This is a genomic window from Pseudomonas sp. FP453, from assembly GCF_030687495.1.
GTDB lineage: Bacteria > Pseudomonadota > Gammaproteobacteria > Pseudomonadales > Pseudomonadaceae > Aquipseudomonas.
Map to the genome: position 1 here is coordinate 4,611,364 of NZ_CP117435.1, position 22,910 is coordinate 4,634,273.

General features: G+C 60.1%; 22 protein-coding genes, 1 tRNA gene and 2 pseudogenes. 17 read left to right on the top strand and 8 right to left on the bottom strand.

All coding sequences use genetic code 11. The features are described 5' to 3' along the window. Nucleotides 1-21: 21 nt before the first annotated feature. The 3 genes from prpC to PSH87_RS20845 all read right to left on the bottom strand — a co-directional run bounded on the left by prpC (nucleotide 22) and on the right by PSH87_RS20845 (nucleotide 2,913). Nucleotides 22-1,149 carry a 2-methylcitrate synthase gene (gene prpC, locus PSH87_RS20835; RefSeq protein ID WP_305430933.1) on the bottom strand — a complete coding sequence of 376 codons (1,128 nt, stop codon included), beginning with the start codon at nucleotides 1,147-1,149 and terminating at the stop codon, nucleotides 22-24. A gap of 160 nt (nucleotides 1,150-1,309) precedes the next feature. Next, nucleotides 1,310-2,203, bottom strand: coding sequence for a methylisocitrate lyase (gene prpB, locus PSH87_RS20840; RefSeq protein ID WP_017739215.1), 894 nt, complete (start codon nucleotides 2,201-2,203; stop codon nucleotides 1,310-1,312). Next, the gene (locus PSH87_RS20845) at nucleotides 2,203-2,913 is read right to left on the bottom strand and encodes a GntR family transcriptional regulator (RefSeq protein WP_017739216.1); all 711 of its coding nucleotides are present in this window, start codon (nucleotides 2,911-2,913) and stop codon (nucleotides 2,203-2,205) included. Before PSH87_RS20845 ends, prpB begins: the two co-directional genes overlap by 1 nt. Nucleotides 2,914-3,185: 272 nt before the next feature. Here PSH87_RS20845 and PSH87_RS20850 point away from each other — a divergent pair, with 272 nt between their 5' ends. The 4 genes from PSH87_RS20850 (at nucleotide 3,186) to pabB (ending at nucleotide 7,811) form a co-directional block, all read left to right on the top strand. Further along, nucleotides 3,186-3,722 carry an ATP-dependent zinc protease gene (locus PSH87_RS20850; RefSeq protein ID WP_305430934.1) on the top strand — a complete coding sequence of 179 codons (537 nt, stop codon included), beginning with the start codon at nucleotides 3,186-3,188 and terminating at the stop codon, nucleotides 3,720-3,722. A gap of 5 nt (nucleotides 3,723-3,727) precedes the next feature. Next, nucleotides 3,728-5,263, top strand: a complete 1,536-nt coding sequence (locus tag PSH87_RS20855; protein ID WP_305430935.1) for an inactive transglutaminase family protein — start codon at nucleotides 3,728-3,730, stop codon at nucleotides 5,261-5,263. Beyond that, nucleotides 5,263-6,249: an alpha-L-glutamate ligase-like protein gene (locus PSH87_RS20860; RefSeq protein WP_027603666.1), complete on the top strand. Its 987-nt coding sequence runs from the start codon at nucleotides 5,263-5,265 to the stop codon at nucleotides 6,247-6,249. The genes PSH87_RS20855 and PSH87_RS20860 overlap by 1 nt, the downstream gene beginning before the upstream one ends. 218 nt (nucleotides 6,250-6,467) lie before the next feature. After that, complete coding sequence (pabB, locus tag PSH87_RS20865) at nucleotides 6,468-7,811, top strand: aminodeoxychorismate synthase component I (protein ID WP_017739220.1); 1,344 nt, start codon at nucleotides 6,468-6,470, stop codon at nucleotides 7,809-7,811. 113 nt (nucleotides 7,812-7,924) lie between these two features. Here pabB and thrH read toward each other — a convergent pair whose 3' ends face one another. Further along, nucleotides 7,925-8,542: a bifunctional phosphoserine phosphatase/homoserine phosphotransferase ThrH gene (gene thrH, locus PSH87_RS20870; protein ID WP_305430937.1), complete on the bottom strand. Its 618-nt coding sequence runs from the start codon at nucleotides 8,540-8,542 to the stop codon at nucleotides 7,925-7,927. Between the two features lie 152 nt (nucleotides 8,543-8,694). Between thrH and PSH87_RS20875 the strand changes: the two genes are divergently transcribed. The 3 genes from PSH87_RS20875 to PSH87_RS20885 all read left to right on the top strand — a co-directional run bounded on the left by PSH87_RS20875 (nucleotide 8,695) and on the right by PSH87_RS20885 (nucleotide 12,178). Further along, a complete protein-coding gene (locus PSH87_RS20875) occupies nucleotides 8,695-9,429 on the top strand; it encodes a phosphoadenylyl-sulfate reductase (RefSeq protein ID WP_017739222.1) in 735 nt (244 codons plus the stop codon). Between the two features lie 480 nt (nucleotides 9,430-9,909). Further along, on the top strand, nucleotides 9,910-11,436 hold the full coding sequence (locus tag PSH87_RS20880; RefSeq protein ID WP_305430939.1) for an NCS1 family nucleobase:cation symporter-1: 1,527 nt from the start codon (nucleotides 9,910-9,912) through the stop codon (nucleotides 11,434-11,436). Nucleotides 11,437-11,449: 13 nt separating this feature from the next. Further along, nucleotides 11,450-12,178: an aspartate/glutamate racemase family protein gene (locus PSH87_RS20885; protein ID WP_305430941.1), complete on the top strand. Its 729-nt coding sequence runs from the start codon at nucleotides 11,450-11,452 to the stop codon at nucleotides 12,176-12,178. Between the two features lie 122 nt (nucleotides 12,179-12,300). On the opposite strand, the pseudogene PSH87_RS20890 reads toward PSH87_RS20885, so the two are convergent. Beyond that, nucleotides 12,301-13,232: pseudogene (locus PSH87_RS20890) on the bottom strand (LysR substrate-binding domain-containing protein). Between the two features lie 126 nt (nucleotides 13,233-13,358). Here PSH87_RS20890 and PSH87_RS20895 point away from each other — a divergent pair. Beyond that, complete coding sequence (locus tag PSH87_RS20895; protein ID WP_305430943.1) at nucleotides 13,359-14,105, top strand: 3-oxoacyl-ACP reductase family protein; 747 nt, start codon at nucleotides 13,359-13,361, stop codon at nucleotides 14,103-14,105. Nucleotides 14,106-14,215: 110 nt separating this feature from the next. Here the strand turns inward: PSH87_RS20895 and PSH87_RS20900 are convergent, their stop codons facing one another. Next, nucleotides 14,216-14,902, bottom strand: a complete 687-nt coding sequence (locus PSH87_RS20900; RefSeq protein ID WP_017739227.1) for an HAD-IA family hydrolase — start codon at nucleotides 14,900-14,902, stop codon at nucleotides 14,216-14,218. A 108-nt stretch (nucleotides 14,903-15,010) separates the two neighbouring features. Between PSH87_RS20900 and PSH87_RS20905 the strand changes: the two genes are divergently transcribed. The 6 genes and pseudogenes from PSH87_RS20905 (at nucleotide 15,011) to PSH87_RS20930 (ending at nucleotide 18,661) form a co-directional block, all read left to right on the top strand. Further along, nucleotides 15,011-15,394, top strand: coding sequence for a DUF2784 domain-containing protein (locus PSH87_RS20905; protein ID WP_305430945.1), 384 nt, complete (start codon nucleotides 15,011-15,013; stop codon nucleotides 15,392-15,394). A 37-nt stretch (nucleotides 15,395-15,431) separates the two neighbouring features. After that, a pseudogene (locus PSH87_RS20910) lies at nucleotides 15,432-16,008 on the top strand (DUF4337 domain-containing protein). A gap of 144 nt (nucleotides 16,009-16,152) precedes the next feature. Then, entirely contained in the window at nucleotides 16,153-16,812 is a 660-nt protein-coding gene (locus PSH87_RS20915) for a M24 family metallopeptidase (RefSeq protein WP_305430946.1), read from the top strand. 17 nt (nucleotides 16,813-16,829) lie between these two features. After that, complete coding sequence (locus tag PSH87_RS20920; RefSeq protein ID WP_305430947.1) at nucleotides 16,830-17,183, top strand: gamma-glutamylcyclotransferase family protein; 354 nt, start codon at nucleotides 16,830-16,832, stop codon at nucleotides 17,181-17,183. Nucleotides 17,184-17,256: 73 nt separating this feature from the next. Further along, entirely contained in the window at nucleotides 17,257-17,634 is a 378-nt protein-coding gene (locus PSH87_RS20925; RefSeq protein WP_305430948.1) for a c-type cytochrome, read from the top strand. A gap of 76 nt (nucleotides 17,635-17,710) precedes the next feature. Then, nucleotides 17,711-18,661 carry a fimbrial protein gene (locus PSH87_RS20930; RefSeq protein ID WP_305430950.1) on the top strand — a complete coding sequence of 317 codons (951 nt, stop codon included), beginning with the start codon at nucleotides 17,711-17,713 and terminating at the stop codon, nucleotides 18,659-18,661. A gap of 266 nt (nucleotides 18,662-18,927) precedes the next feature. On the opposite strand, the gene PSH87_RS20935 is transcribed toward PSH87_RS20930, so the two are convergent. After that, a tRNA-Ser gene (locus tag PSH87_RS20935) sits at nucleotides 18,928-19,017 on the bottom strand. A gap of 336 nt (nucleotides 19,018-19,353) precedes the next feature. Here PSH87_RS20935 and PSH87_RS20940 point away from each other — a divergent pair. The 3 genes from PSH87_RS20940 to PSH87_RS20950 all read left to right on the top strand — a co-directional run bounded on the left by PSH87_RS20940 (nucleotide 19,354) and on the right by PSH87_RS20950 (nucleotide 22,097). Beyond that, a complete protein-coding gene (locus PSH87_RS20940) occupies nucleotides 19,354-20,046 on the top strand; it encodes a crotonase/enoyl-CoA hydratase family protein (RefSeq protein WP_017739235.1) in 693 nt (230 codons plus the stop codon). Nucleotides 20,047-20,259: 213 nt separating this feature from the next. After that, the gene (locus tag PSH87_RS20945) at nucleotides 20,260-20,982 is read left to right on the top strand and encodes a 1-acyl-sn-glycerol-3-phosphate acyltransferase (protein WP_305430951.1); all 723 of its coding nucleotides are present in this window, start codon (nucleotides 20,260-20,262) and stop codon (nucleotides 20,980-20,982) included. Between the two features lie 143 nt (nucleotides 20,983-21,125). Beyond that, complete coding sequence (locus PSH87_RS20950; protein ID WP_017739237.1) at nucleotides 21,126-22,097, top strand: magnesium and cobalt transport protein CorA; 972 nt, start codon at nucleotides 21,126-21,128, stop codon at nucleotides 22,095-22,097. On the opposite strand, the gene PSH87_RS20955 is transcribed toward PSH87_RS20950, so the two are convergent. Continuing rightward, nucleotides 22,094-22,819 carry an amidotransferase gene (locus tag PSH87_RS20955; protein ID WP_305430952.1) on the bottom strand — a complete coding sequence of 242 codons (726 nt, stop codon included), beginning with the start codon at nucleotides 22,817-22,819 and terminating at the stop codon, nucleotides 22,094-22,096. The genes PSH87_RS20950 and PSH87_RS20955 overlap by 4 nt on opposite strands. Nucleotides 22,820-22,910 lie beyond the last annotated feature (91 nt).

The window sequence follows — 22,910 nt, forward strand, 5'->3', positions numbered from 1 at the left end:
GGTGTGCTCGGTTCATTCCACTCAGCGACGTTCGATTGCCACGAACTTGCGCTGCTCAACGCCGATGTACTCGGCGCTTGGACGGATGATGCGGTTGTTGGCGCGTTGTTCGAACACGTGTGCCGCCCAGCCAGTCAGCCGCGAGCAGACGAAGATCGGCGTGAACAGCTCTGTCGGGATGCCCATGAAGTGGTACGCCGAGGCATGGTAGAAGTCGGCGTTGGGGAACAGCTTTTTCTGTTCCCACATGGTCTTGTCGATGGCTTCCGAGACCGGGAACAGCACCTTGTCGCCCACTTCGTCGGCGAGTTTTTTCGCCCAGCCCTTGATCACTTCATTGCGCGGGTCGTTGTCTTTGTAGATCGCGTGGCCGAAGCCCATGATCTTGTCTTTGCGCGCCAGCATGCCGAGGGTGCCTTCGACGGCTTCTTCAGCGGACGAGAAACGCTCGATCATTTCCATCGCCGCTTCGTTGGCGCCGCCATGCAGCGGGCCGCGCAGGGAGCCGATGGCCGCAGTGACGCAGGAGTACAAATCCGACAGGGTCGAGGCGCACACGCGGGCGGTGAACGTCGAGGCGTTGAATTCGTGCTCGGCGTAGAGGATCAGCGACACGTTCATCACCTTGACGTGCAGCTCGCTCGGCTTCTTGCCATGCAACAGGTGCAGGAAGTGGCCGCCGATAGAAGGCTCGTCGGTCACGCAGTCAATGCGCTGGCCGTCGTGGCTGAAGCGGTACCAGTAGCACATGATCGCCGGGAACGCGGCGAGCAGGCGGTCGGTCACGTCGTGCTGGGCGCTGAAGTCTTTTTCCGGTTCGATATTGCCCAGGAACGAACAGCCGGTGCGCATCACGTCCATCGGGTGGGCGTCGGCGGGGATGCGTTCCAGCACTTCTTTCAGGGCTTGGGGCAGGTCGCGCAGCTTGCTCAGTTTGGCGCTGTAGGCGGCCAGTTCGGTCTTGCTCGGCAATTCGCCGTACAGCAACAGGTAGGCGACTTCTTCGAACTGCGCATCGGCGGCCAGTTCACGCACGTCGTAGCCGCGATAGGTCAAGCCGGCACCGGCCTGGCCCACGGTGGACAGTGCGGTCTGCCCGGCCACCTGGCCACGCAGGCCGGCGCCACTCAGTACTTTTGCTTCAGCCATGGTTCTTCTCCAATTTTGTATTTATAGGGAGTCGCGTGCGGAGCTAGACCCCTGTGGGAGCGGGCTTGCCCGCGATAGCGGTATATCAGTCACAACATATTTGCTGACCCACCGCCATCGCGGGCAAGCCCGCTCCCACATAAGCCTGCGCCCACAGGTCTTATTTCTTCGCCGCAAACAGCGCGTCGAGCTTCTGCTCGAAGGTGTGGTAGTCGATGCGATCGTAAAGCTCCATGCGGGTTTGCATGGTGTCGATCACGTTCTGTTGGGTGCCGTCGCGGCGGATCGCGGTGTAAACGTTTTCGGCGGCCTTGTTCATCGCGCGGAACGCCGAGAGCGGGTACAGCACGATGGACACATCGGCCGCTTTCAATTGTTCGGTGGTGTACAGCGGCGTGGCGCCGAACTCGGTGATGTTGGCCAGGATCGGCGCTTTCACGCGGGCAGCGAACAGCTTGTACATCTCCAGCTCGGTGATGGCTTCGGGGAAGACCATGTCGGCGCCGGCTTCGATGCAGGCGGCGGCGCGCTCCAGGGCGGACTCCAGGCCTTCGACGGCGAGGGCGTCGGTGCGCGCCATGATCACGAAGCTGTCATCGGTGCGCGCATCCACGGCGGCCTTGATGCGGTCGACCATTTCCTGCTGGGACACGATTTCCTTGTTCGGGCGATGGCCGCAGCGCTTGGCGCCGACCTGGTCTTCGATATGGATCGCGGCCGCGCCGAACTTGATCATCGACTTGACGGTGCGCGCGACGTTGAACGCCGAGGAACCGAAGCCGGTGTCCACGTCCACCAGCAGCGGCAGGTCGCAGACGTCGGTGATGCGGCGCACGTCGGTGAGCACGTCGTCCAGGCCGGTGATGCCCAGGTCCGGCACGCCGAGGGAACCGGCCGCTACCCCGCCACCCGACAGATAGATCGCCTTGAACCCGGCGCGCTTGGCCAGCAACGCATGGTTGGCGTTGATCGCGCCCACCACTTGCAGAGGGTGCTCACTGGCGACGGCGTCACGGAAACGCTGGCCTGGGGTGCTCTTATTATTGGAACTCATCATTCACCTCGTGATTGGGCTGCGCCGTCGGGGAAGTGACGGGCGATGTTGCGTTTGGATGCGCCGATGTGACGGCGCATCAACAGTTCGGCCAGTTCACCGTCGCGATCGGCAATCGCGTCCAGAATGCGGTGGTGCTCGGCAAAGGCCTGGCGTGGACGATTGGGGGTGGCGGAGAACTGGATGCGGTACATGCGCACCAACTGATACAGCTCGCCGCAGAGCATTTGCGTGAGGGTGCGGTTGCCGGCGCCCTGGATGATCCGGTAGTGAAAGTCGAAGTCGCCTTCCTGCTGGTAATAGCCGACGCCGGCCTGGAACGCTTCGTCGCGTTCATGGGTGTGCAGGACCTGGCGCAGTTCTTCGATCTCCGCGTCGGTCATGCGCTCGGCCGCCAGGCGGCAGGCCATGCCTTCGAGGGATTCGCGGATTTCATAGAGTTCGATCAGTTCGGCGTGGCTCAACGACACCACCCGCGCGCCAACGTGGGGCACGCGCACCAGCAGGCGCTGGCCTTCCAGGCGGTGGATCGCCTCGCGCAGCGGGCCACGGCTGATGCCGTAGGTGCGCGCCAGTTCCGGCTCGGAGATCTTGCTGCCGGGGGCGATCTCGCCCTTGACGATGGCGGCCTGGATACGCCGGAAGACGTTCTCGGACATGGTCTGCGAGTCGTCTTGTATCGCCACTGGGGTTTCCAGCTGATCCAGCATATTGTCGACACCTTTAAAAGCAATGTGGCAAAAACTAGCCAATCATCCCTGGATAGTCAAAGAATAAATGCACATTGTCGACAATCGTCTAATAACCCCTTTCGCACTCCAACGGGGCATGGCCGCCTGCCAGCGCTGGCGCCAAAAAAGCATCATGTTAGAATGCCCGCCGCTTTTGCCTGACATCACCTGATGAAACGGCGCACGAGGGAGTTTGCGCAGTAATGCCAGTCGCCTTGAACTCAACATCGCACTGCACCGCCTCGGGATTTATGACACTCAAGCCCTTCCTTCTATTGATCAGCCTGCTGCTCGTACCAGGCCTTGGCGTTGCCGCCGAGAAAACCGTGTACGGCCTCAACGAATACGCCAAGTTGGCGGGCATCGACCTTGAAGTCGCCGCCAAACTCGACACTGGCGCCAAGACCGCCTCCCTCAGCGCCCGCGACATCAAGCGTTTCAAGCGCAACGGCGAATCCTGGGTGCGCTTCTACCTGGCCATCGACACCGCCCATTCCCACCCCATCGAACTGCCCCTGGCCCGCGTCAGCAAGATCAAGCGCCGCGCCGGTGACTACGACCCCGACGAGGGCAAGAACTACACGGCTCGTCCGGTGATTGCCCTCGATGTGTGCATGGGCACTGCTTTACGCAGCATCGAAGTGAACTTGACCGACCGCAGCACCTTCCAATACCCGCTGCTGATCGGCTCCGAAGCGCTGAAACGCTTTGATGCGCTGGTCGACCCCAGCCTTAAATACGCAGCAGGCAAACCCGCCTGCGCCGCCGACGCTCATACCGCCGAGTAAACCGAATGCGCTCTCTGACCCTGCACCTGAAAATCCTGATCACCATTCTGGTGGTACTGGGTATTTCGGTCACCGCCTACCAGATCTTCGTGCTGGGGATCCCCGTCACCGAGGACGCCACCGACGACTTGTGGAACATCGACGCCAAGGTCGAGTTCGTCGCCAACCCGAAAGACCCGGTGAAGATCCAGATGTTCGTGCCGCCGCTGAGCCGCGACTTCGTCAGCCTCAACGAGAGTTTTATCTCGAACAACTACGGGGTCAGCGTCAACCGCATCGACGGCAACCGCAAGGTCACCTGGTCGGCACGCCGCGCCAAGGGCAACCAGACCCTGTATTACCGCCTGGTGCTGACCAAGCGTTACAGCGGTGAAAAGGTCAAGGTCAAGGGCCCGACCTTCCGCGACAGCATCGCCGTGGAAGGCCCCGAGAAAATCGCCGCCGAAGCCCTGCTGGCGCCGATCCGCCAGCACTCGGCCGACGTCGAGACCTTTATTACCGAAGCGATCAAGCGCACCAACAACCTCAACGACGACAACGTCAAGCTGCTGCTGGCGGGCGACCCGTCGACGCCGCACAAGGCCAAGATCGTCGAGTTGCTGCTGTCCATCGCCCACGTGCCGGTGGAAAAAGTCCACACCATCCGCCTCGTCGCCGACCAGCCGCAAACCCCGGAACTGTGGCTGCGCAGCTTCAATGGCAATGACTGGCTGTACTTCAACCCGGAAACCGGCGAACAAGGCCTGCCCGCCGACCGCCTGCTGTGGTGGACCGGTGATGAAAACCTGATCACCGTGGATGGCGGCAAGAAAGCCATGGTGACCTTCAGCCTGAACAACAGCGAGATGAACGCGATTCGCCTGGCCAAGCTGACCGACGAGAACACCGACGCCAACTTCCTCGAATACTCGCTGTACGGCTTGCCGCTGCAAACCCAGCAGACCTTCATGATCATGGTGATGATCCCGATTGGCGTGCTGGTGATCCTGATCCTGCGCAACCTGATCGGCCTGCAGACCCTGGGCACGTTTACCCCGGTGCTGATCGCCCTGGCATTCCGCGAGACACAGCTGGGCTTCGGCATTGTGCTGTTTACGATTATTACGGCGCTGGGGTTGTCCTTGCGCTCGTACCTGGAACACTTGAAGTTGCAGATGCTGCCGAGGCTGTCGGTGGTGTTGACGTTTGTGGTGGTGTTGATTGCGGCCATCAGCCTGTTCAGCCACAAGCTCGGCCTGGAGCGCGGCTTGTCGGTGGCGCTGTTCCCGATGGTGATTTTGACCATGACCATCGAACGCCTGTCGATCACCTGGGAAGAACGCGGCGCCAACCATGCGCTGAAAGTGGCGATTGGCACGCTGTTCGCTGCGTCCCTGGCGCACCTGATCATGAGCGTGCCGGAACTGGTGTACTTCGTGTTTACCTTCCCGGCGATCCTGTTGATCCTCGTGGGCTTCATGCTGGTCATGGGTCGCTATCGCGGTTATCGCCTGACCGAGCTGGTGCGTTTCAAGGCATTCCTCAAGAAGGCTGACCAGTAATGTTCGGTTTCTGGAAAACCTGGAAGGCCCTGGAAGCGCGGGGGATCATGGGCATCAACCGGCGTAACGCCGACTACGTGCTCAAGTACAACAAGCGCAGCCTGTACCCGATCGTGGATGACAAGATCATCACCAAGGAACGGGCCATCGCCGCCGGCATCCATGTGCCGGAAATGTACGGGGTGATCTCCACCGAGAAGGAAATCGACAAGCTCGACGAGATCATTGGCGGGCGCAGCGACTTTGTGATCAAGCCGGCACAAGGCGCCGGCGGTGACGGCATCCTGGTGGTGGCGGACCGCTTCGAGGGGCGCTATCGCACGGTGTCGGGCAAGATCATCAGCCATGAGGAGATCGAGCATCAGATCTCCAGCATCCTCACCGGCCTGTATTCCCTGGGCGGCCACCGCGACCGCGCGCTGATCGAATACCGCGTGGTGCCTGACCAGATCTTCAAGAGCATCAGCTACGAAGGCGTGCCGGACATCCGCATCATCGTGCTGATGGGCTACCCGGTAATGGCCATGCTGCGCTTGCCGACCCGCCAGTCGGGCGGCAAGGCCAACCTGCACCAGGGCGCCATCGGCGTGGGTGTGGACCTGGCCACCGGCCTGACCCTGCGGGGCACCTGGCTGAACAACATCATCACCAAACACCCCGACACCACCAACGCGGTGGATGGCGTGCAACTGCCCAACTGGGACGGTTTCATGAAGCTCGCCGCCGGTTGCTATGAGTTGTGCGGGCTGGGTTATATCGGCGTGGACATGGTGTTGGACCAGGAGAAAGGCCCGTTGATCCTGGAACTGAATGCGCGGCCGGGGCTGAATATCCAGATTGCCAACGACTGCGGGCTGACCTTGCGCACCCATGCGGTGGAAGCGCGCCTGGAAGAACTGAAGGCCGCAGGCGTGACGGAAACGCCGGAAGAACGGGTGAAGTTTGTGCAGGAGATGTTTGGGCATATTCCGCCGGTTGAAGGCTGAAGACCGCGTCGACTGCATCGCAGGCAAGCCAGCTCCCACAGTGGAATGGGTTCACACATCAAAAAGGTGGGAGCTGGCTTGCCTGCGATAGCTTTCTGACAAGCAATACAGCCCTCCCTATAAGCCTTCAATCTGCCTATCACCGACATCCCCTCTAGGACCAAAACCGACAGGGGAATACAATCCCCTCCCCCACGCCAACGGCTGATCCACCCCGCATGCCAACCTGCTCCGTACACCCGCTGCCCTACCGGGCCAACCCCGCCGAGTACTTCACGGCGATTCGCCATGCCCCCGGCGCGGTGCTGCTGGACAGCGGCCGACCCGCTGCCGAACGTGGGCGTTATGACCTGCTCAGCGCCTGGCCTTTGGAAACGTTGACGGTATCGCCTGACGAAAGCGGCAGTTCGTTTCTGCAACGCTTACGGAAGAACCTCACACAACTGGGCGAAGCGAATATACCGGCCGGTTATGAACTGCCCTTTGCCGGCGGCTTGATCGGCTACCTGAGCTACGACTTCGGCCGGCACCTGGAGCAAATGCCGCACCTGGCGGTGGACGACCTGCACCTACCGGACGCACGCTTTGGGCTGTACGCCTGGGCGCTGATCAGCGATCACCAGGCGCAGACCAGCCAGCTTGTATTCCACCCCACGCTGGCTGACAGCGAGCGGCAACGCTTGATAGCAGTGTTCAGCGTTGAAGCTGCCGACACCGGCGCGACGTTCAAACTCCAAGGCCCCATGGCCCCGGACCTCAGCGCCGACGCTTACCGACAAGCCATCGTGCGCATCCAGGACTATATCCAGGCCGGCGACTGCTATCAGGTCAACTTTGCCCAGCGCTTTCGCGCACCCTGCGTGGGTGATCCATGGACCGCGTATTGCGCCCTGCGCGCTGCCTGTCCTACGCCCTTCTCCGGTTTCCAGAGCCTGCCGAATGATGGCGCGGTGCTGAGCCTGTCGCCGGAGCGCTTCGTGCACATCAGCGACCGCCGCGTCGAAACCCGCCCGATCAAGGGCACCCGCCCCCGTGGCCTGACGCCCGCAGAAGACGCCGCCAACGCCGCCGAACTGCTGGCCAGCCCCAAGGACCGCGCGGAAAACCTGATGATCGTCGACCTGCTGCGCAACGACCTCGGCCGCACCTGCCGCACCGGCTCGGTCAGCGTGCCAGAGCTGTTCAGCCTGGAAAGCTACCCCAACGTGCACCACCTGGTGAGCAGCGTCATCGGCACACTGGCCGACGACAAGGACGCCCTCGACCTCATCGCCGGCAGCTTCCCCGGCGGCTCCATCACCGGCGCGCCGAAGATCCGGGCGATGCAGATCATCGACGAGCTGGAGCCTACAAGGCGCGGGTTGTACTGCGGCTCGTTGGTGTACCTGGATGTGCGCGGCGAGATGGACAGCTCCATCGCCATCCGCAGCTTGCTGGTCAAGGACGGGCAGGTGTGCTGCTGGGGCGGCGGCGGGATTGTCGCGGATTCGGAATGGGAGGCGGAGTACCAAGAGTCGCTGACGAAGGTGCGGGTGTTGTTGGAGACACTGGAAGCTTTGTAGTGACTGGGCTGGCCTCTTCGCGGGCAAGCCCGCTCCCACATTTTGAGGTGTGAACCCATTCTAGTGTGGGAGCTGGCTTGCCTGCGATAGGGCCATCCGCCGCGCTGAAAGCCCTACAGACTCAACGACCGATTCGACGCCTTGATAAATTCCTGCTTCAAATCCTCAAACGTGTGCACCGCCGGGAACTGCGGGAACTCACGGATCACATTCTCCGGCGCATGGAACAGAATCCCACGATCAGCCTCGCCCAGCATGGTGGTGTCATTGTAGGAATCACCCGCGGCGATGACGCGGTAATACAGGCTCTTGAAGGCCAATACCGACTGGCGCTTGGGATCTTTCTGGCGCAGTTGGTAGCTCACCACGCGGTCGGTTTCATCGGTGATGAGGCGGTGGCACAGCAGCGTCGGGAAACCCAGTTGGCGCATCAGCGGCTGGGAGAATTCGTAGAAAGTATCCGACAGGATCACCACCTGGAAGCGCTCGCGCAGCCAGTTGACGAACTCGACGGCACCGTCCAGCGGCTTGAGGGTGGCGATCACTGCCTGGATGTCGGCGAGCTTGAGCCCGTGTTCATCGAGGATGCGCAGGCGTTGCTGCATCAGCACGTCGTAGTCGGGAATGTCGCGGGTGGTGGCCCGCAGGGATTCAATACCGGTTTTTTCAGCGAAGGCGATCCAGATTTCCGGGACCAGTACCCCTTCCAGGTCGAGACAGGCAATTTCCACAAGACACTCCCATTGGATGTTGTTGGTTGAGCGAGCAAAAGGACTGCCGAACTCTAGCGATTCATGCTCGCCGCCGCAACGCAGAGCGGATTTTGATACCATCGCCCACCTATAGAGCGCTTAGCGCCACTGACCTTGTAGGAACCGTGCTGATGAACCAAGCCTTCGACGTCGCTGAACTCGCCGCGACTTATGCCAACAAGTCCGCCCAGGACATTCTCAAGCTGGCGTTCAGCCAGTTCGGCGATGACCTGTGGATTTCCTTCAGCGGTGCCGAGGACGTGGTGCTGGTGGACATGGCCTGGAAGCTGAACAAGAACGTCAAGGTGTTCAGCCTCGACACCGGCCGCCTGCACCCGGAGACCTACCGGTTTATCGAGCAGGTGCGCGAGTTCTACAAGATCGACATCGAGCTGATCTCGCCGGACCAGACCAAGCTGGAACCCTTCGTCAAGGAAAAGGGCCTGTTCAGCTTCTACAAGGACGGCCACGGCGAGTGCTGCGGCGTGCGCAAGATCGAGCCGCTGCGCCGCAAGCTGTCCGGCGTGAGCGCCTGGGCCACCGGCCAGCGTCGCGACCAGAGCCCCGGCACCCGCAGCCAGGTGGCGGCGCTGGAGATCGACGCAGCCTTCTCCACGCCGGAGCGCACCTTGTACAAGTTCAACCCGCTGGCACAGATGACCAGCGAGGAAATCTGGGGCTACATCCGCATGCTGGAGCTGCCTTACAACAGCCTGCATGAGCGTGGCTTTATCAGCATCGGCTGCGAGCCCTGCACCCGTCCGGTGTTGCCGAACCAGCACGAGCGCGAGGGTCGTTGGTGGTGGGAAGAGGCGACGCAGAAGGAATGTGGGCTGCATGCGGGGAACATCATCAGCAAGGCTTGATGCAGTAAAAAGATGTGGGAGCGAGCTTGTGTGGGAGCTGGCTTGCCTGCGATAGCGGTGTATCAGTGATGAATGTATCAACTGAAACACCGCTATCGCGGGCAAGCCCGCTCCCACATTTGTTTTCGTATTGGTTACTTAAGGTGTACACACAAATGTAACCATCGGTGCCATTTATGTGTGCAATTTTTCTTTACCCGCACCAATACGTAACACCTCTTCCCGCCTATCTTCCCCGCTCGCGAATCACCCTCTTCTCGCCGAAAAATAAATACCTGTTCAATCGGTCAATTTATATTTCTTCTAATTCAGCAAGTTATTTAACCAACCTATAAAAACGAAATTAACCAAAGTTTTCATAGATCAAAAACTGGCACGCAAGTGGCTTAAGGTGAAAAGCGCTTTGTATACAATAAATACAAAACCTACATACACTTTGCCATCCGCGGATCTCTCGCAGATGTGCTGGAGCCTGCCGGAATGCGTACAAGTCTCTCGAATAACATCGCACTGGATCTGCCCTCCTCCCTGAACCCTGCGGCCGAGGGCCCCGGCCCGCTGGTGCTGAGCCCGCGCCTGCACAACAAGGACCTGGCCCCCACCAAGGTCGAAGGCCGACGCTGGGGGCGCTACAGCATCTTCGCGCTGTGGACCAATGACGTGCACAACATCGCCAACTATTCGTTCGCCATTGGTTTATATGCCTTGGGCCTGGGCGGCTGGCAGATTTTGCTGTCCTTGGGGATAGGTGCCGCACTGGTGTACTTCTTCATGAACTTGTCGGGGTATATGGGCCAAAAGACCGGTGTGCCATTCCCGGTGATCAGCCGCATCAGTTTCGGCATTCATGGCGCGCAGATTCCGGCCTTGATCCGTGCGGTGATTGCGATTGCCTGGTTTGGTATTCAGACCTACTTGGCCTCGGTGGTTTTCCGCGTATTGCTGACGGCGATTCATCCAGGTTTTGCCGACTATGACCACGACTCGATCCTCGGCCTGTCATCCCTAGGCTGGGCGTGTTTTGTCGTGATCTGGCTGGTGCAACTGGTGATCCTGGCCTACGGCATGGAGATGGTGCGTCGCTACGAAGGCTTCGCCGGGCCGGTGATTTTGCTGACGGTGGCGGCGTTGGCCGGCTGGATGTACTTCCAGACGGGCGGCAACATCGCCTGGTCGATCCGCGAGCCGCTGAGCGGCGGCGAGATGTGGCGCAATATCTTCGCCGGTGGCGCGCTGTGGCTGGCGATCTACGGCACGCTGATCCTCAACTTCTGCGACTTCGCCCGCTCCTCGCCGTGCCGCAAGACCATCCAGGTCGGCAACTTCTGGGGCCTGCCGGTGAATATCCTGGTATTTGCCGCAATCACCGTGCTGCTGTGCGGCGGCCAATTCCAGCTCAATGGCCGGGTAATCGAAAGCCCGACCGAGATCATCGCCGCGATCCCCAATACCTTCTTCCTGGTACTCGGCTGCCTGGCGTTCCTGATCGTCACCGTGGCGGTGAACATCATGGCCAACTTCGTCGCGCCGGCGTTTGTGCTGAGCAACCTGGCGCCCAAGTACCTGAACTTCCGCCGCGCCGGGTTGATCAGCGCCACGGTCGCGGTGCTGATCCTGCCGTGGAACCTCTACAACAGCCCGTTGGTAATCGTGTATTTCCTCTCCGGCCTGGGCGCGCTGCTGGGGCCGTTGTACGGGATCATCATGGTCGATTACTGGCTGATCCGTAAAAGCCAGGTCGATGTGCTGCAGCTGTATAGCGAAGACCCGAACGGCGTTTATTACTACAGCCGTGGCGTCAACTTGCGCGCGGTGGCGGCGTTTATTCCCGCAGCCGTGATTGCCATTCTCCTGGCCCTGCTGCCCGGTTTCGCCAGCGTGTCACCGTTTTCCTGGATGTTTGGCGCCGGTATTGCAGGGTTGCTGTACCTGCTGATCGCCAAGCGCCAGCCGTTCTACGCCGATGTCAGCGGCGAAAGCATTGCCGTCGATAACGTCAGCCATTAATCAAGGACATTCCATGCGCATCCTCGTGGTCAACGTCAACACCACCGAATCCATCACCGACACCATCGCCCAGCAGGCACGGGCCGTGGCCGCGCCAGGCACCGAGATTGTCGGGCTCACGCCCTACTTCGGCGCGGAATCGGTGGAGGGCAATTTTGAAAGCTACCTGGCCGCCATCGCGGTGATGGACCGGGTGATGGCCTACGATCAACCCTTCGACGCGGTGATCCAGGCCGGCTACGGCGAACACGGCCGCGAAGGGTTGCAGGAGCTGTTGAACGTGCCGGTGGTGGACATCACCGAAGCGGCCGCCAGCACCGCGATGTTTCTGGGCCACGCCTATTCGGTGGTGACCACCCTCGACCGCACGGTGCCGCTGATCGAAGACCGCCTGAAACTCGCCGGCCTGTACCAACGCTGCGCCTCGGTGCGGGCCAGCGGCATGGCGGTGCTGGAGCTGGAAGAACACCCGCTGGCCGCGATGGAGGCCATCGTGCGCCAAGCGGAACTGGCCATCAGCGAAGACAAGGCCGAGGTGATCTGCCTGGGCTGCGGCGGCATGGCCGGGCTGGACGAGCAGATTCGCCAGCGCACCGGCGTGCCGGTGGTGGACGGGGTGACGGCGGCGGTGACGATTGCGGAGGCGTTGGTGCGACTGGGGTTGTCGACGTCGAAGATCAGGACGTATGCGACACCGCGGCCGAAGAAAGTCATTGGCTGGCCGGGACAGTTCGGGCGGTAGACCGAGGTGCGGCCATCGCAGGCAAGCCAGCTCCCACAGTTGATCGCATTGCAACTTTGGAATGCATTCCCCTGTGGGAGCTGGCTTGCCTGCGATGCCGGCGACTCGGTCTACCAGACTCATTAAACCGCACTAAACCGCCGCCCCCACTGCTGCTCGGCAAACTGCTCGATGATGAAATCCACAAACGCCCGGGTCTTGCCCGGCAACAACTTGTGCTCGGCGTAATAGATGGAGATATTGCCGTCGTCCACATACCAATCCGGCAACACCCGCACCACCGCGCCACCGCGCCACTGTCCAGGAATGGCACGGCCATCGGCATGCTCACCAGCGCAATGCCCAAGCCCTGGGCGCTGGCGCAGCAGGCGGCTTCGGAGTCGCTCATGGTCATGCCCGGCTTGAGCACCAGCGGGCGGTGCTCGCGCTCGGCGCTGGTCAGTTGCCACGAACGCACGCGCCCGGTTTGCGGGGAGCGGATCAGGATACCGCTACAGCGCGCCAGGTCTTCTGGCGCATTGACCGGCGGGCGTTGCGCCAGGTAATCCGGCGCGGCCACCAACACCCGATGGGCCGGCGTCAACTTGCGCGCCACCACGCCCTGGGGCAGCTCAAAACCGCCGCCGATGGCCGCATCGAAACCTTGGCCGATCAGGTCCACCTGGCGGTTATCGAAGTGCCAATCCGGGCTGATATCCGGGAAGCGCTGCATGAACGCCCCCAGCAGCGGCACCACATAGCGGTTGCCAAACACCGTGCCCATGCTGACTTTGAGGGTGCCCACCGGCCGCCCTTCGGCGCTCGCCAGGTTGGCCACGGCATTTTGGATAGTGGTGAGGCTGCCACTGACTTCCTCAAGAAACAGCTTGCCGGCTTCGGTCAGGGTGAGGCGCCGAGTGCTGCGCTGGAACAGGCGCACACCGAGGCGCGCCTCCAGCTTGGCGACACTTTTGCCCACCGCCGCCGGGGTGAGGCTCAGGTGCCGCGCAGCCTCGGCAAAACTGCCCCCTTCGGCGCTGCGCACAAAGCATTCGATACTGCCAAAGCTTTCCATATCGCCTCACTCTAAACTTTTGGTTTACACAGACTATAGCAATCACGGTCTACCGGCGCCCCGGGGCGAGGCGGATACTCGGCTCCAACAACAAGGCATTCCGCCTTGAACAGCTAGGAGATCGACATGACCACACAAAACCTCAGCGGCAAAGTCGCCTTGATTCAAGGCGGTTCCCGTGGCATCGGCGCCGCCATCGTCAAGCGCCTGGCCGCACAGGGCGCAGCGGTTGCCTTCACCTACGTCAGCTCGGCCGCCAAGGCTGAAGAATTGCAGAACAGCGTGATCAGCGCCGGCGGCAAAGCCCTGGCGATCCACGCCGACAGCGCCAGTGCCGACGCCATCCGCAACGCGGTCAACGCCACCGTCGAAGCCTTTGGCCGCCTGGACATCCTGGTGAACAACGCCGGCGTACTGGCCATCGCCCCGCTGGCAGACTTCAAGCTGGAAGATTTTGACCAGACCCTGGCAATCAACGTGCGCAGCGTGTTTATCGCGACTCAGGAAGCGGCGAAACACATGGGTGATGGTGGTCGGGTGATCAATATCGGCAGCACCAACGCCGAGCGCATGCCCTTCGGTGGCGGTGGGCCGTATGCGATGAGCAAGGCGGCGCTGGTGGGCCTGACCAAGGGTTTGGCACGGGATCTGGGGCCGCGCGGCATCACCATCAACAACGTGCAGCCTGGGCCGGTGGACACGGATATGAACCCGGCGAACAGTGACTTTGCCGAGAGCCTGATCGGGTTGATGGCGGTGGGGCGGTATGGGCATGTGGAAGAGATTGCGAGCTTTGTGGCGTACCTGGCGGGCCCAGAGGCCGGCTACATTACGGGGGCCAGCCTGACCATCGACGGTGGTTTCAGCGCCTAAGACTTCAGAAACACCGCAAAACCCACTGTGGGAGCTGGCTTGCCTGCGATGGCGGTCTTGAGGACGCCATCGCAGGCAAGCCAGCTCCCACAGTTTTTGACCGAGTTCAGTCAGCGCAATGGCGGCAGGCCGTAGGCCGCCAGGTCAAACTCGGCGAGCTTGCGAATGATCTGATCCGCATGCTGGTACTTACTGTCGGCCATGGCCTCATCCGGCACGGCGATGGCGGTCATGTTGGCGGCCTTCGCAGCGGTCACACCGAACGGCGAATCCTCGAACACCAGGCAATCCTCGGGCGCAACGCCCAAACGGCGGGCGGCGGTGAGGAAGATATCCGGCGCAGGTTTGGCGGCGCCGACTTCCGGGTCATCGGCGGTGACGATGGTATCGAACAAGCCAAACCATTCGCGGTGCAACGTGGTCTTGTGCCCAAACGAATTGCGCGACGAACTGGTGCCCACGGCAATCGGAATATTGTGCGCCTTCAAGTGCCGCACCAGCGCTTCGGCGCCGGGCATGCCCAGGGCCTTGGGAAAGCGCTCGCTCATCAGCGGCTCGCGAATCACCAGGAACTCCGCCGGGGTGATCGGCAGGTCCAGCGCCTTGACCACATACTCGGCCAAGTCCTGCGCGCCACGGCCGATGATGTGCTGCTTGATCCCCCAGTCATAGGTGCGACCATAGCGTTCGGCGATGATCTGCGTGACTTCGGTGTAGATGCCTTCCGTATCCAGCAACAAACCGTCCATATCGAAAATCACGGCCTTGATCGGGCCGGCGGTACGCGGTGCGTTCATCAAAACAGATCCTGGGAGGAAGGACTAAAAGGATTCAGCACAATAACGGTCACGCTTGCCGGCAAGCAACCCTTTAGACTGTGCGCCTCTCCTTTTGAAGTGCCCACGATGCTCTACCGCCTTGCCGCCGACAGCCTGGTGCTGTTTCACCTCAGCTTTATCCTGTTCGTGTTGTTTGGCGGGTTGCTCGCCCTCAAATGGCACCGCGTGATGTGGTTGCACCTGCCCGCCGTGGCATGGGGCATCGCCGTCGAGGTGCTGCACCTGCCCTGCCCGCTGACCCGCTGGGAAAACCTGCTGCGCCACCTCGCCGGGCAGGACGGCTATGGCGCCGGGTTTATCGAACACTACATCCTCGCGCTGATTTATCCCGCCGGGCTGACGCCGGATATCCAGTTGGTGCTGGGCGCCGTGGTGGTGGCGATCAATGTCGCGGTGTACGGCTGGCTGATCCGGGCGTTACGTACAGGCTTGAGACAGCTCGGCTGGTGAAGAATCAGGCTCCCTCAGTCCGTGCGTAGCCGTCGCCATGTCCGAAGCCTTCGAAGTCCCCAGCCCCCACGAAAAACACATCGAACACACCACCGAACATGCCCACGGCCGCGGGGACAATTTCGCCAGCCGCATTGCCGTGATGACGGCACTGATGGCCACCCTTGGCGCCATGCTCAGCTACCAGGCCGGCTCCACCGAAAGCGAAGCGGCGATGGAAGAACAACGCCGCCATCATCAAGACCGAAGCCGCCAACCAGTGGAACTACTACCAGGCCAAGTCCAGCCGGCAGAACCTGGCGGAACTGGCCACCCACATTCCCGGCGTGGACGCGGCGCATTACAAGGACGAGATCGAGCGCTACAAGAGCCAGAAAGAAGACGTGCGCAAACAGGCCGAGAAGCTTGAGGCTACCTCGAAGGCATGGGATGAAAAGTCGGAACAGGCGCTGCACCAGCATCACCGCTGGGCCCAGGCGATGACCGCGATTCAGATCGCGATCTCGCTGGCGGCGATTACGTTGTTGACGAGGAAGGAGTGGTTGAAACGGATGTCGTATGCGGCGGCGGGAGTGGCGGTCGTGCTCGGTAGCCTGGCATGGCTGCACATCTGACACCCCCCAGGCCAAAAATGTGGGAGCTGGCTTGCCTGCGATAACGGTGTGCCAGCCCCCACAATTTGCACTGTCACTCCACCACCCCATCGCTATATAGTAAAAAGCATAACGAAAAAACCTACACAAGCCGAGGAACAGCTGGTGACCGCACAACCCAAGGAAGCCGTGGGCGCCGCCTACAGCATAGAATCCATGCGCTACGCCCAGGCCATGACCTGGCAAGCCATCGAACACCTCGCCCAACGCATCCGCCCCGGCATGCTGGAGTCCGAAGCCCGAGAACTGGGCAAACAAGTCCTCGCCGACCTCGACATGCAACGCATCTGGCACCCGCTGCTGGTGCGCTTCGGCGCCAACACGCTGAAGGCCTTCAACCAGCGCTCCGAAGGCGATCCGGTGCTGGGCGAAGACGATATCTTCTTCATCGACATGGGCGCCGTATGGCAAGGCCACGAAGGTGACGCCGGCGCCACATTCACCACCGGCAACGATGCAGACATGATCGCCTGCGCCAGCGCCGCCAAAGCGCTGTTCGACCGCGTACAGGCCCGCTGGAAAAACGACCAGGTCGTCGGCCTCGAACTCTACCGCTACGCCGAAGAACAAGCCCGGGCCATGGGCTGGCAACTGAACCTCGACATCAAGGGCCACCGCGTCAGCGACTTCCCCCACGCCATCCACCGTGGCGGCGACCTCGGCGACTTCGAGCACTACCCGAATGCGGGATTGTGGATCCTCGAAATCCAGATCGCCCACCCGAGCAAACCCTACGGCGCCTTCTACGAAGACCTGCTTGCCTGACCCCTTAAGGAACCCAAATGGAACGCTCCACCGAGCCCCCCGTGCTGCTTTTTTCCTACGGCACATTGCAGGACAAAGCCGTACAACTGGCCAACTTCGGCCGCGAGCTGGCGGGCCAGCACGATGCAATGCTCGGCTACACAAAAAGCTGGGTAGAGATCACCGATCCCGAAGTGCTGGCCACCAGCGGCAAAACCCATCACCCGATCGTGGCGCCCACGACCGAAAACGGCCACAGCGTGGAGGGCATGGTCTTTCAGATCACCGAGAAAGAACTGGCGGCGGCGGATGCGTATGAAGTGTCGGACTACAAGCGGGTGTCGGTAGCCCTGGCGTCAGGGCTGACGGCTTGGGTGTACGTGCAGGCATAATGAGTCATGGGGGCCTGAGCACTCGCGGCCCCCTCTCGACCCAAACCTTCTTTATGAAAAAGGCCATCTATCAATGAGGATGTCACTCATCGCTGCGTTGGGATTTTTATCGCTGATACACGCGTCACTCTCCCTCGCGGAGAATAGCAACGGCAAGAATCTCTTTTCACAGCGATGCGCCATGTGTCACGGAGCCGACCTCAAAGCCACAGAACCACTGGCCAATAAAAGCACCCCGCCTACGCCCAACCTGACTACACCTGCCTTCAAGAAACGGCTGGATGATTACCCGGGCGTCATCGTGTCTTCGATCATCCTTCGCCCCAATGGCGACTTGATTCCACGCACCTTGCGGGAGAACGGGGTAAAGCTCGCGCCGCATACGTGGACCATCCAGGACCTGCGCGACTTGAATGAATACATGAGTGGCGCGATCACTAAAGCCCGATGAACAGGCGGAAAAGGCACAGCCATAAATTAGGGAACGTCTGATATTCGCGGGTTTCGATGCTGAATAGAGTGCTTCATTGTTCAGAAAACTCTATCGGTATCAACATGACGCTTTGGAAAAGTTTATTGGCCAGGCTTACTCATCGAGTGCTGCAGCAGCCTGCGCCTCGAATAGCAGCGCACTTACCATTAATTTCGGAAAAAATCTAACTCAGAGCATTACGACACCCCAAGATGTACCGAACGGAACGGTACTTTACTCGGAAACTTCCGCGGTAATGCCAAAGTTTGACCTTTATTGCCAAAACGCAACACTCGGCTTTAACGTCAATCCTGCTTTGGGTAGTGCGACCACTGGAACGGTCTTTCCTTTAGGAGTGCCAGGGCTCTCGTTCCGAATATATTTCGGTGGCTTTTATGTAGCCACGCCAGCACTTGAATCCGGTAACATCACCTTTTTCTACCCCTCTACAAGTTACCGCCTTGAAATCATCAAGTCTGGCGAGCTTTTATCACAGAGCCCGGTCCCTGCAATCTCACTGGGAGAGTTCCGAGGCGATAACTTGAAAGTAATCACGTTCAACCTAATCAATCCAGTGACGGTGAATGCTGCGTCCTGCCAAACACCGTCGGTATTTGTGGCGATGGGTGACGATTACCAATTGTTTGAATTCGACAACACTGGCGACGCGCCTCGCCCCATAAAATTCGACCTGTCGTTGAACAACTGCCAACGAGGAATACAAAAAGTCACTTACCAACTCCAGGCCAATACGCCGGTCATCGACGCGCAAAAAGGCATTGTCGCACTGAGCGGCGCATCCACCGCCAAAGGCATCGGCTTGCAGCTGAAGAACGATGCAGGCCAACCCATTGTGCTAAACACGCCTTATGTATTCAGCGGGTTCAACACCACGGGTACCGACTTCAAAATCCCGTTAACCGCCGCTTATATTCGCCTGGCGGACAGCACCCTCCAAGCTGGCAGCGCCAATTCGGAAGTCACCTTTATCGTGAATTACCTGTAAAGAGGAAGGTCGTCTCATTTACCGTCAGAAGCGGCCATTCAAAAAATCGTGAACTCGCAACCTCCGAAAGCCATTTAGTGCCCCCCCTCCACTGCCACCCCAAGCGCATTGCCGGCCAAGGTCAGCCACTCATCCGGCTGGCTCTTTTTGCGCAGCCAAATAGAGCCCCAGTCCCCGATCCGTCCCATATAGCGATTTTTCAGACGCCAGAAACCACAAACCCCCGGTTTCCTCTAGGAAAACCGGGGGTTTGTGTTTACTTAATGTGGCGGTGAAGGAGAGATTCGAACTCTCGATACAATTTCTTGTATACACACTTTCCAGGCGTGCTCCTTAAGCCACTCGGACACTTCACCGTATCTCGTCAAACCAGTTCAGTCTGTCGAGGCGCGCTAATGTAGTCGAAAGCCTTTCAGATGGCAAAGGTTTTTTTCAGAATTTTCATGCGCTTAGCGGGATATGCCATTCCATGCCCGGCAAGGGGCGGTGTTTCTGCCATTCTCGGGCACCGGCAGCGCACGCCCGGGGAGGCTGTTGTCCCCTGCCCTAGGCCGCCCAGCGCTGGGTAAGCGGGAAAAGTCTGACTGGGTAGTCAGTCATGGCGCTTTACCGAGACGGGCGTGGTGGGTAACGTCTGTGCATGCTCGTCTATAAACAGCCTATCTATAACAAGTCCTACAAGGAACCGCGTCATGAGTGAGTTGATTGCTTACCACCTCGAAGACGGTATCGCGACCCTGACGTTGAGCAACGGCAAGGTGAATGCCATTTCTCCCGATGTGGTCAGTGCGTTTAATACAGCGCTGGATCAGGCGGAGAAGGATCGGGCGGTGGTGATCATCACCGGCACGCCGGGGATTTTGTCCGGTGGTTATGATTTGAAGGTCATGACTGCCGGTCCTAAAGAGGCAATCGGTTTGGTGACGTCGGGTTCGACCCTGGCGCGCCGCCTGTTGTCGCACCCGTTCCCGGTGATTGTGGCGTGCCCTGGGCATGCGGTGGCGAAAGGTGCGTTCCTGTTGTTGTCGGCGGATTATCGGATTGGCGTCGAAGGCCCGTTCAGCATTGGCCTGAATGAAGTGGCCATCGGCATGACCATGCACCACGCCGGGATCGAGTTGGCGCGGGATCGTCTGCGCAAATCGGCGTTTCATCGTTCGGTGATCAATGCCGAGATGTTCGACCCGCAGGGCGCGTTGCAGGCTGGCTTCCTGGATAAGGTGGTGGCGCCTGAAGAACTGCACGCTGCCGCCCTGGAAGCCGCACGCCAGTTGAAGAAGATCAATATGAATGCGCACAAGCACACCAAATTGAAGGTGCGCAAAGCGCTGCTGGAGGCCTTGGACGATGCCATCATCCAGGATCAGGGCCATAACCTGAGCTGACCGCCTACATCCGCAATACCAGAGCCCGACCTTGAGTCGGGCTTTTTCTTACAAAAAAATCCGAAACACCTTTAGCCGCTCTAGCCAGCCGCTGCTGGCACATGTTGAAACATGTACTAAAACATCGCCTATCTCCTACCTCTACAGGGGTAATTGCCGAATACAGTGCACATCCGTACACTGCGCCACCTTTTGTCTCGATAGGCCGTGTCGATGCTTTTTCTGTTGCGTATGTTGTTGATGGGCCTGCATTTTATGATCGCGGGCGTGCTAGGCGTGCTCGTCGGGATCTGCCGGCCGTTCAACCCGGACAACAGTCGCCTGTGCGCACGCCTCTATGCGTTGCCGGCCATGTGGATCCTGGGGCTGAACGTCAAGACCGATGTGGATTCGCTGCGAGACAAGCCCAGCGGTTGCGTGATCATCGCCAACCACCAGTCCAACTATGACCTGTTTGTGTTTGGCAACGTGGTGCCCTATCGCACCGTGTGCATCGCCAAGAAAAGCCTGAAGTGGGTGCCGCTGTTCGGCCAGTTGTTCTGGCTGGCGGGCAATGTGCTGATCGACCGGGGCAACGCGCACAAGGCGCGCCGGGCGATGCTCACCACCACCGATACGTTGCAACACAAGGACACGTCGATCTGGGTGTTCCCGGAAGGTACGCGCAATCTGGGCAAGGGGTTGCTGCCGTTCAAGAAAGGCGCGTTCCATATGGCGATTGCGGCCGGCGTGCCGATCGTGCAGGTGTGCGTGAGCAATTACGTCACGCATATGCGGCTGAATCGCTGGAACAGTGGTGATGTGCTCATACGCTCGTTGCCGCCGATTCCTACGGTTGGGATGACGGTGGATGACGTGCCGAGGTTGATGCAGGCGTGTCAGGCGCAGATGGAAGCTTGCATTGCGCAGATGGATCTTGAGTTGCGGGTGGGCTAAGCCTTTGGGGGCGCTTCGCGCCCCAGCGCGAGCAAGCTCGCTCGCCACAACTAGCTCGCTCGGCACAGTGAGCAGCCGCAATGGAACGCCTTTCAGGCTAAGCTGCCCAACACCTGTCCTCCTAATAAGAAGTGATCAGCACCATGGGTAGAGTTGTTGCGGCCGCCGTCTACAGCGCCGGTAAGAAAGTTACGGATATCACCCTTGACGAAGGCGCGGCCTGGGCCGCCAAACCCAACCACTTTGTATGGATCGGCCTGGAAGAACCCAACGCCCAGGAGCTGGCCAATCTGCAACGCCAGTTCAACCTGCATGAACTGGCCATCGAAGACGCCCTGGAGAAACACAGCCGCCCGAAGCTGGAAACCTTCGGCGATGCGCTGTTTATCGTCACCTACTCACCGGTGCGCGAGAACGGCAAGCTGGTGTTTATCGAGACCCATATCTTTGCCGGCAACGGCTACATCATCACCGCCCGTAACGGTCACTCGGCGTCCTACGGCTTTGTGCGCCAGCGCTGTGAGGCGCGGCCGCTATTGCTGGAGCATGGGGAAGATTTCGTACTCTATGCGTTGCTGGATTTCGTCACCGAGAACTACCAGCCGGTCAGCGAAGCGATCCATGCCGAGATCGATGAGCTGGAGCGCAACGTGCTGTGCAGCTCATTGAGTGAACGCGACATCCAGAAGATTCACGGCCTGCGCCGCGATGTACTGCGGCTCAAGCGTTATGTGGCACCGATGGTGGAGATCAGCCAGGAGCTGCAGAAGCTGAGCTTTCCGTTTATCGACAAGAACATGCGCCCGTATTTCCGTGATGTGCAGATCCACGTCACGCGGCAGATGGAAGACCTCACCACCCTGCGCGATATCGCCAGCCAGACCATCGAGATCGGTGTGTTGCTGGAGGCCTCGCGCCAGAGCGTGGTGCAGCGCAAATTCGCCGCGTGGGCGGCGATCCTTGCGTTCCCCACGGCGGTGGCGGGAATTTATGGGATGAACTTCCAGAACATGCCCGAGCTGCAATGGCACTACGGCTATTTTGCGGTGCTCGGGTTTATCGCATTTGGCTGCACCGGGCTGTGGGCCAGCTTCAAGCGTTCGGGCTGGCTTTAAGCCGCAGCGCCGGGCTTGTGCGCCACAAAGCGCATCATCCATTCCGCCACGGTCACGCCGTGGTGGTCATGTTCCAGGCTGGCCACGCCGCTGCTGTAGATCTGCTCGCCGAGGTTCTGCTGGCGAATATCCAGCAAGGCGCGGGAGTAATCGTGGATAAATTCCGGGTGGCCCTGGAAGCACAGCACCTGATCATTGATGTGGTACGCGGCAAACGGGCAGAAATCGCTGGAGGCGATGACGGTGGCGTTTTCCGGTAGCGCGGTGACCTGGTCCTGGTGGCTGATCAACAGGGTCAGTTCCTCCACCACCGGGCTGATCCACGGTGCCTTGGCGGCCATTTGATAGTTGTGGATGCCCACGCCCCAGCCTTGGCTCGCGCGCTCGCTCTTGCCGCCCAGCAGCAGCGCCAGCAACTGGTGGCCGAAGCAGATGCCCAACAGTTTGTCGCCGCGCTCGTAGCGGTTGAGCAGGTAGGTCTTGAGGGTCTGGATCCATGGGTCGGTGCCGAAGGAGTCGGCCTTGCTGCCGGTGACGAGGTAGGCATCGAACAACTGGTCGTCCGCCGGGTAATCGCCATTCATCACGTTATAGACGATGAACTCGGCCGCAATCGGCTGCTGGGAAAACAGACGCTGGAACATCTGCCCATAACCCTGATATTGATCCACCAACTCCGGGCGCAGGACATCGGTTTCCAGAATGCAGACGCGTAGCGACATAAAAAATACCTGACACGGTGATGGGAATAATGCACAGCCCAGAGCCTGCCTTGAAATACCCCTTCAAGGCAAGCCCTGCCCGTGCGCCCAT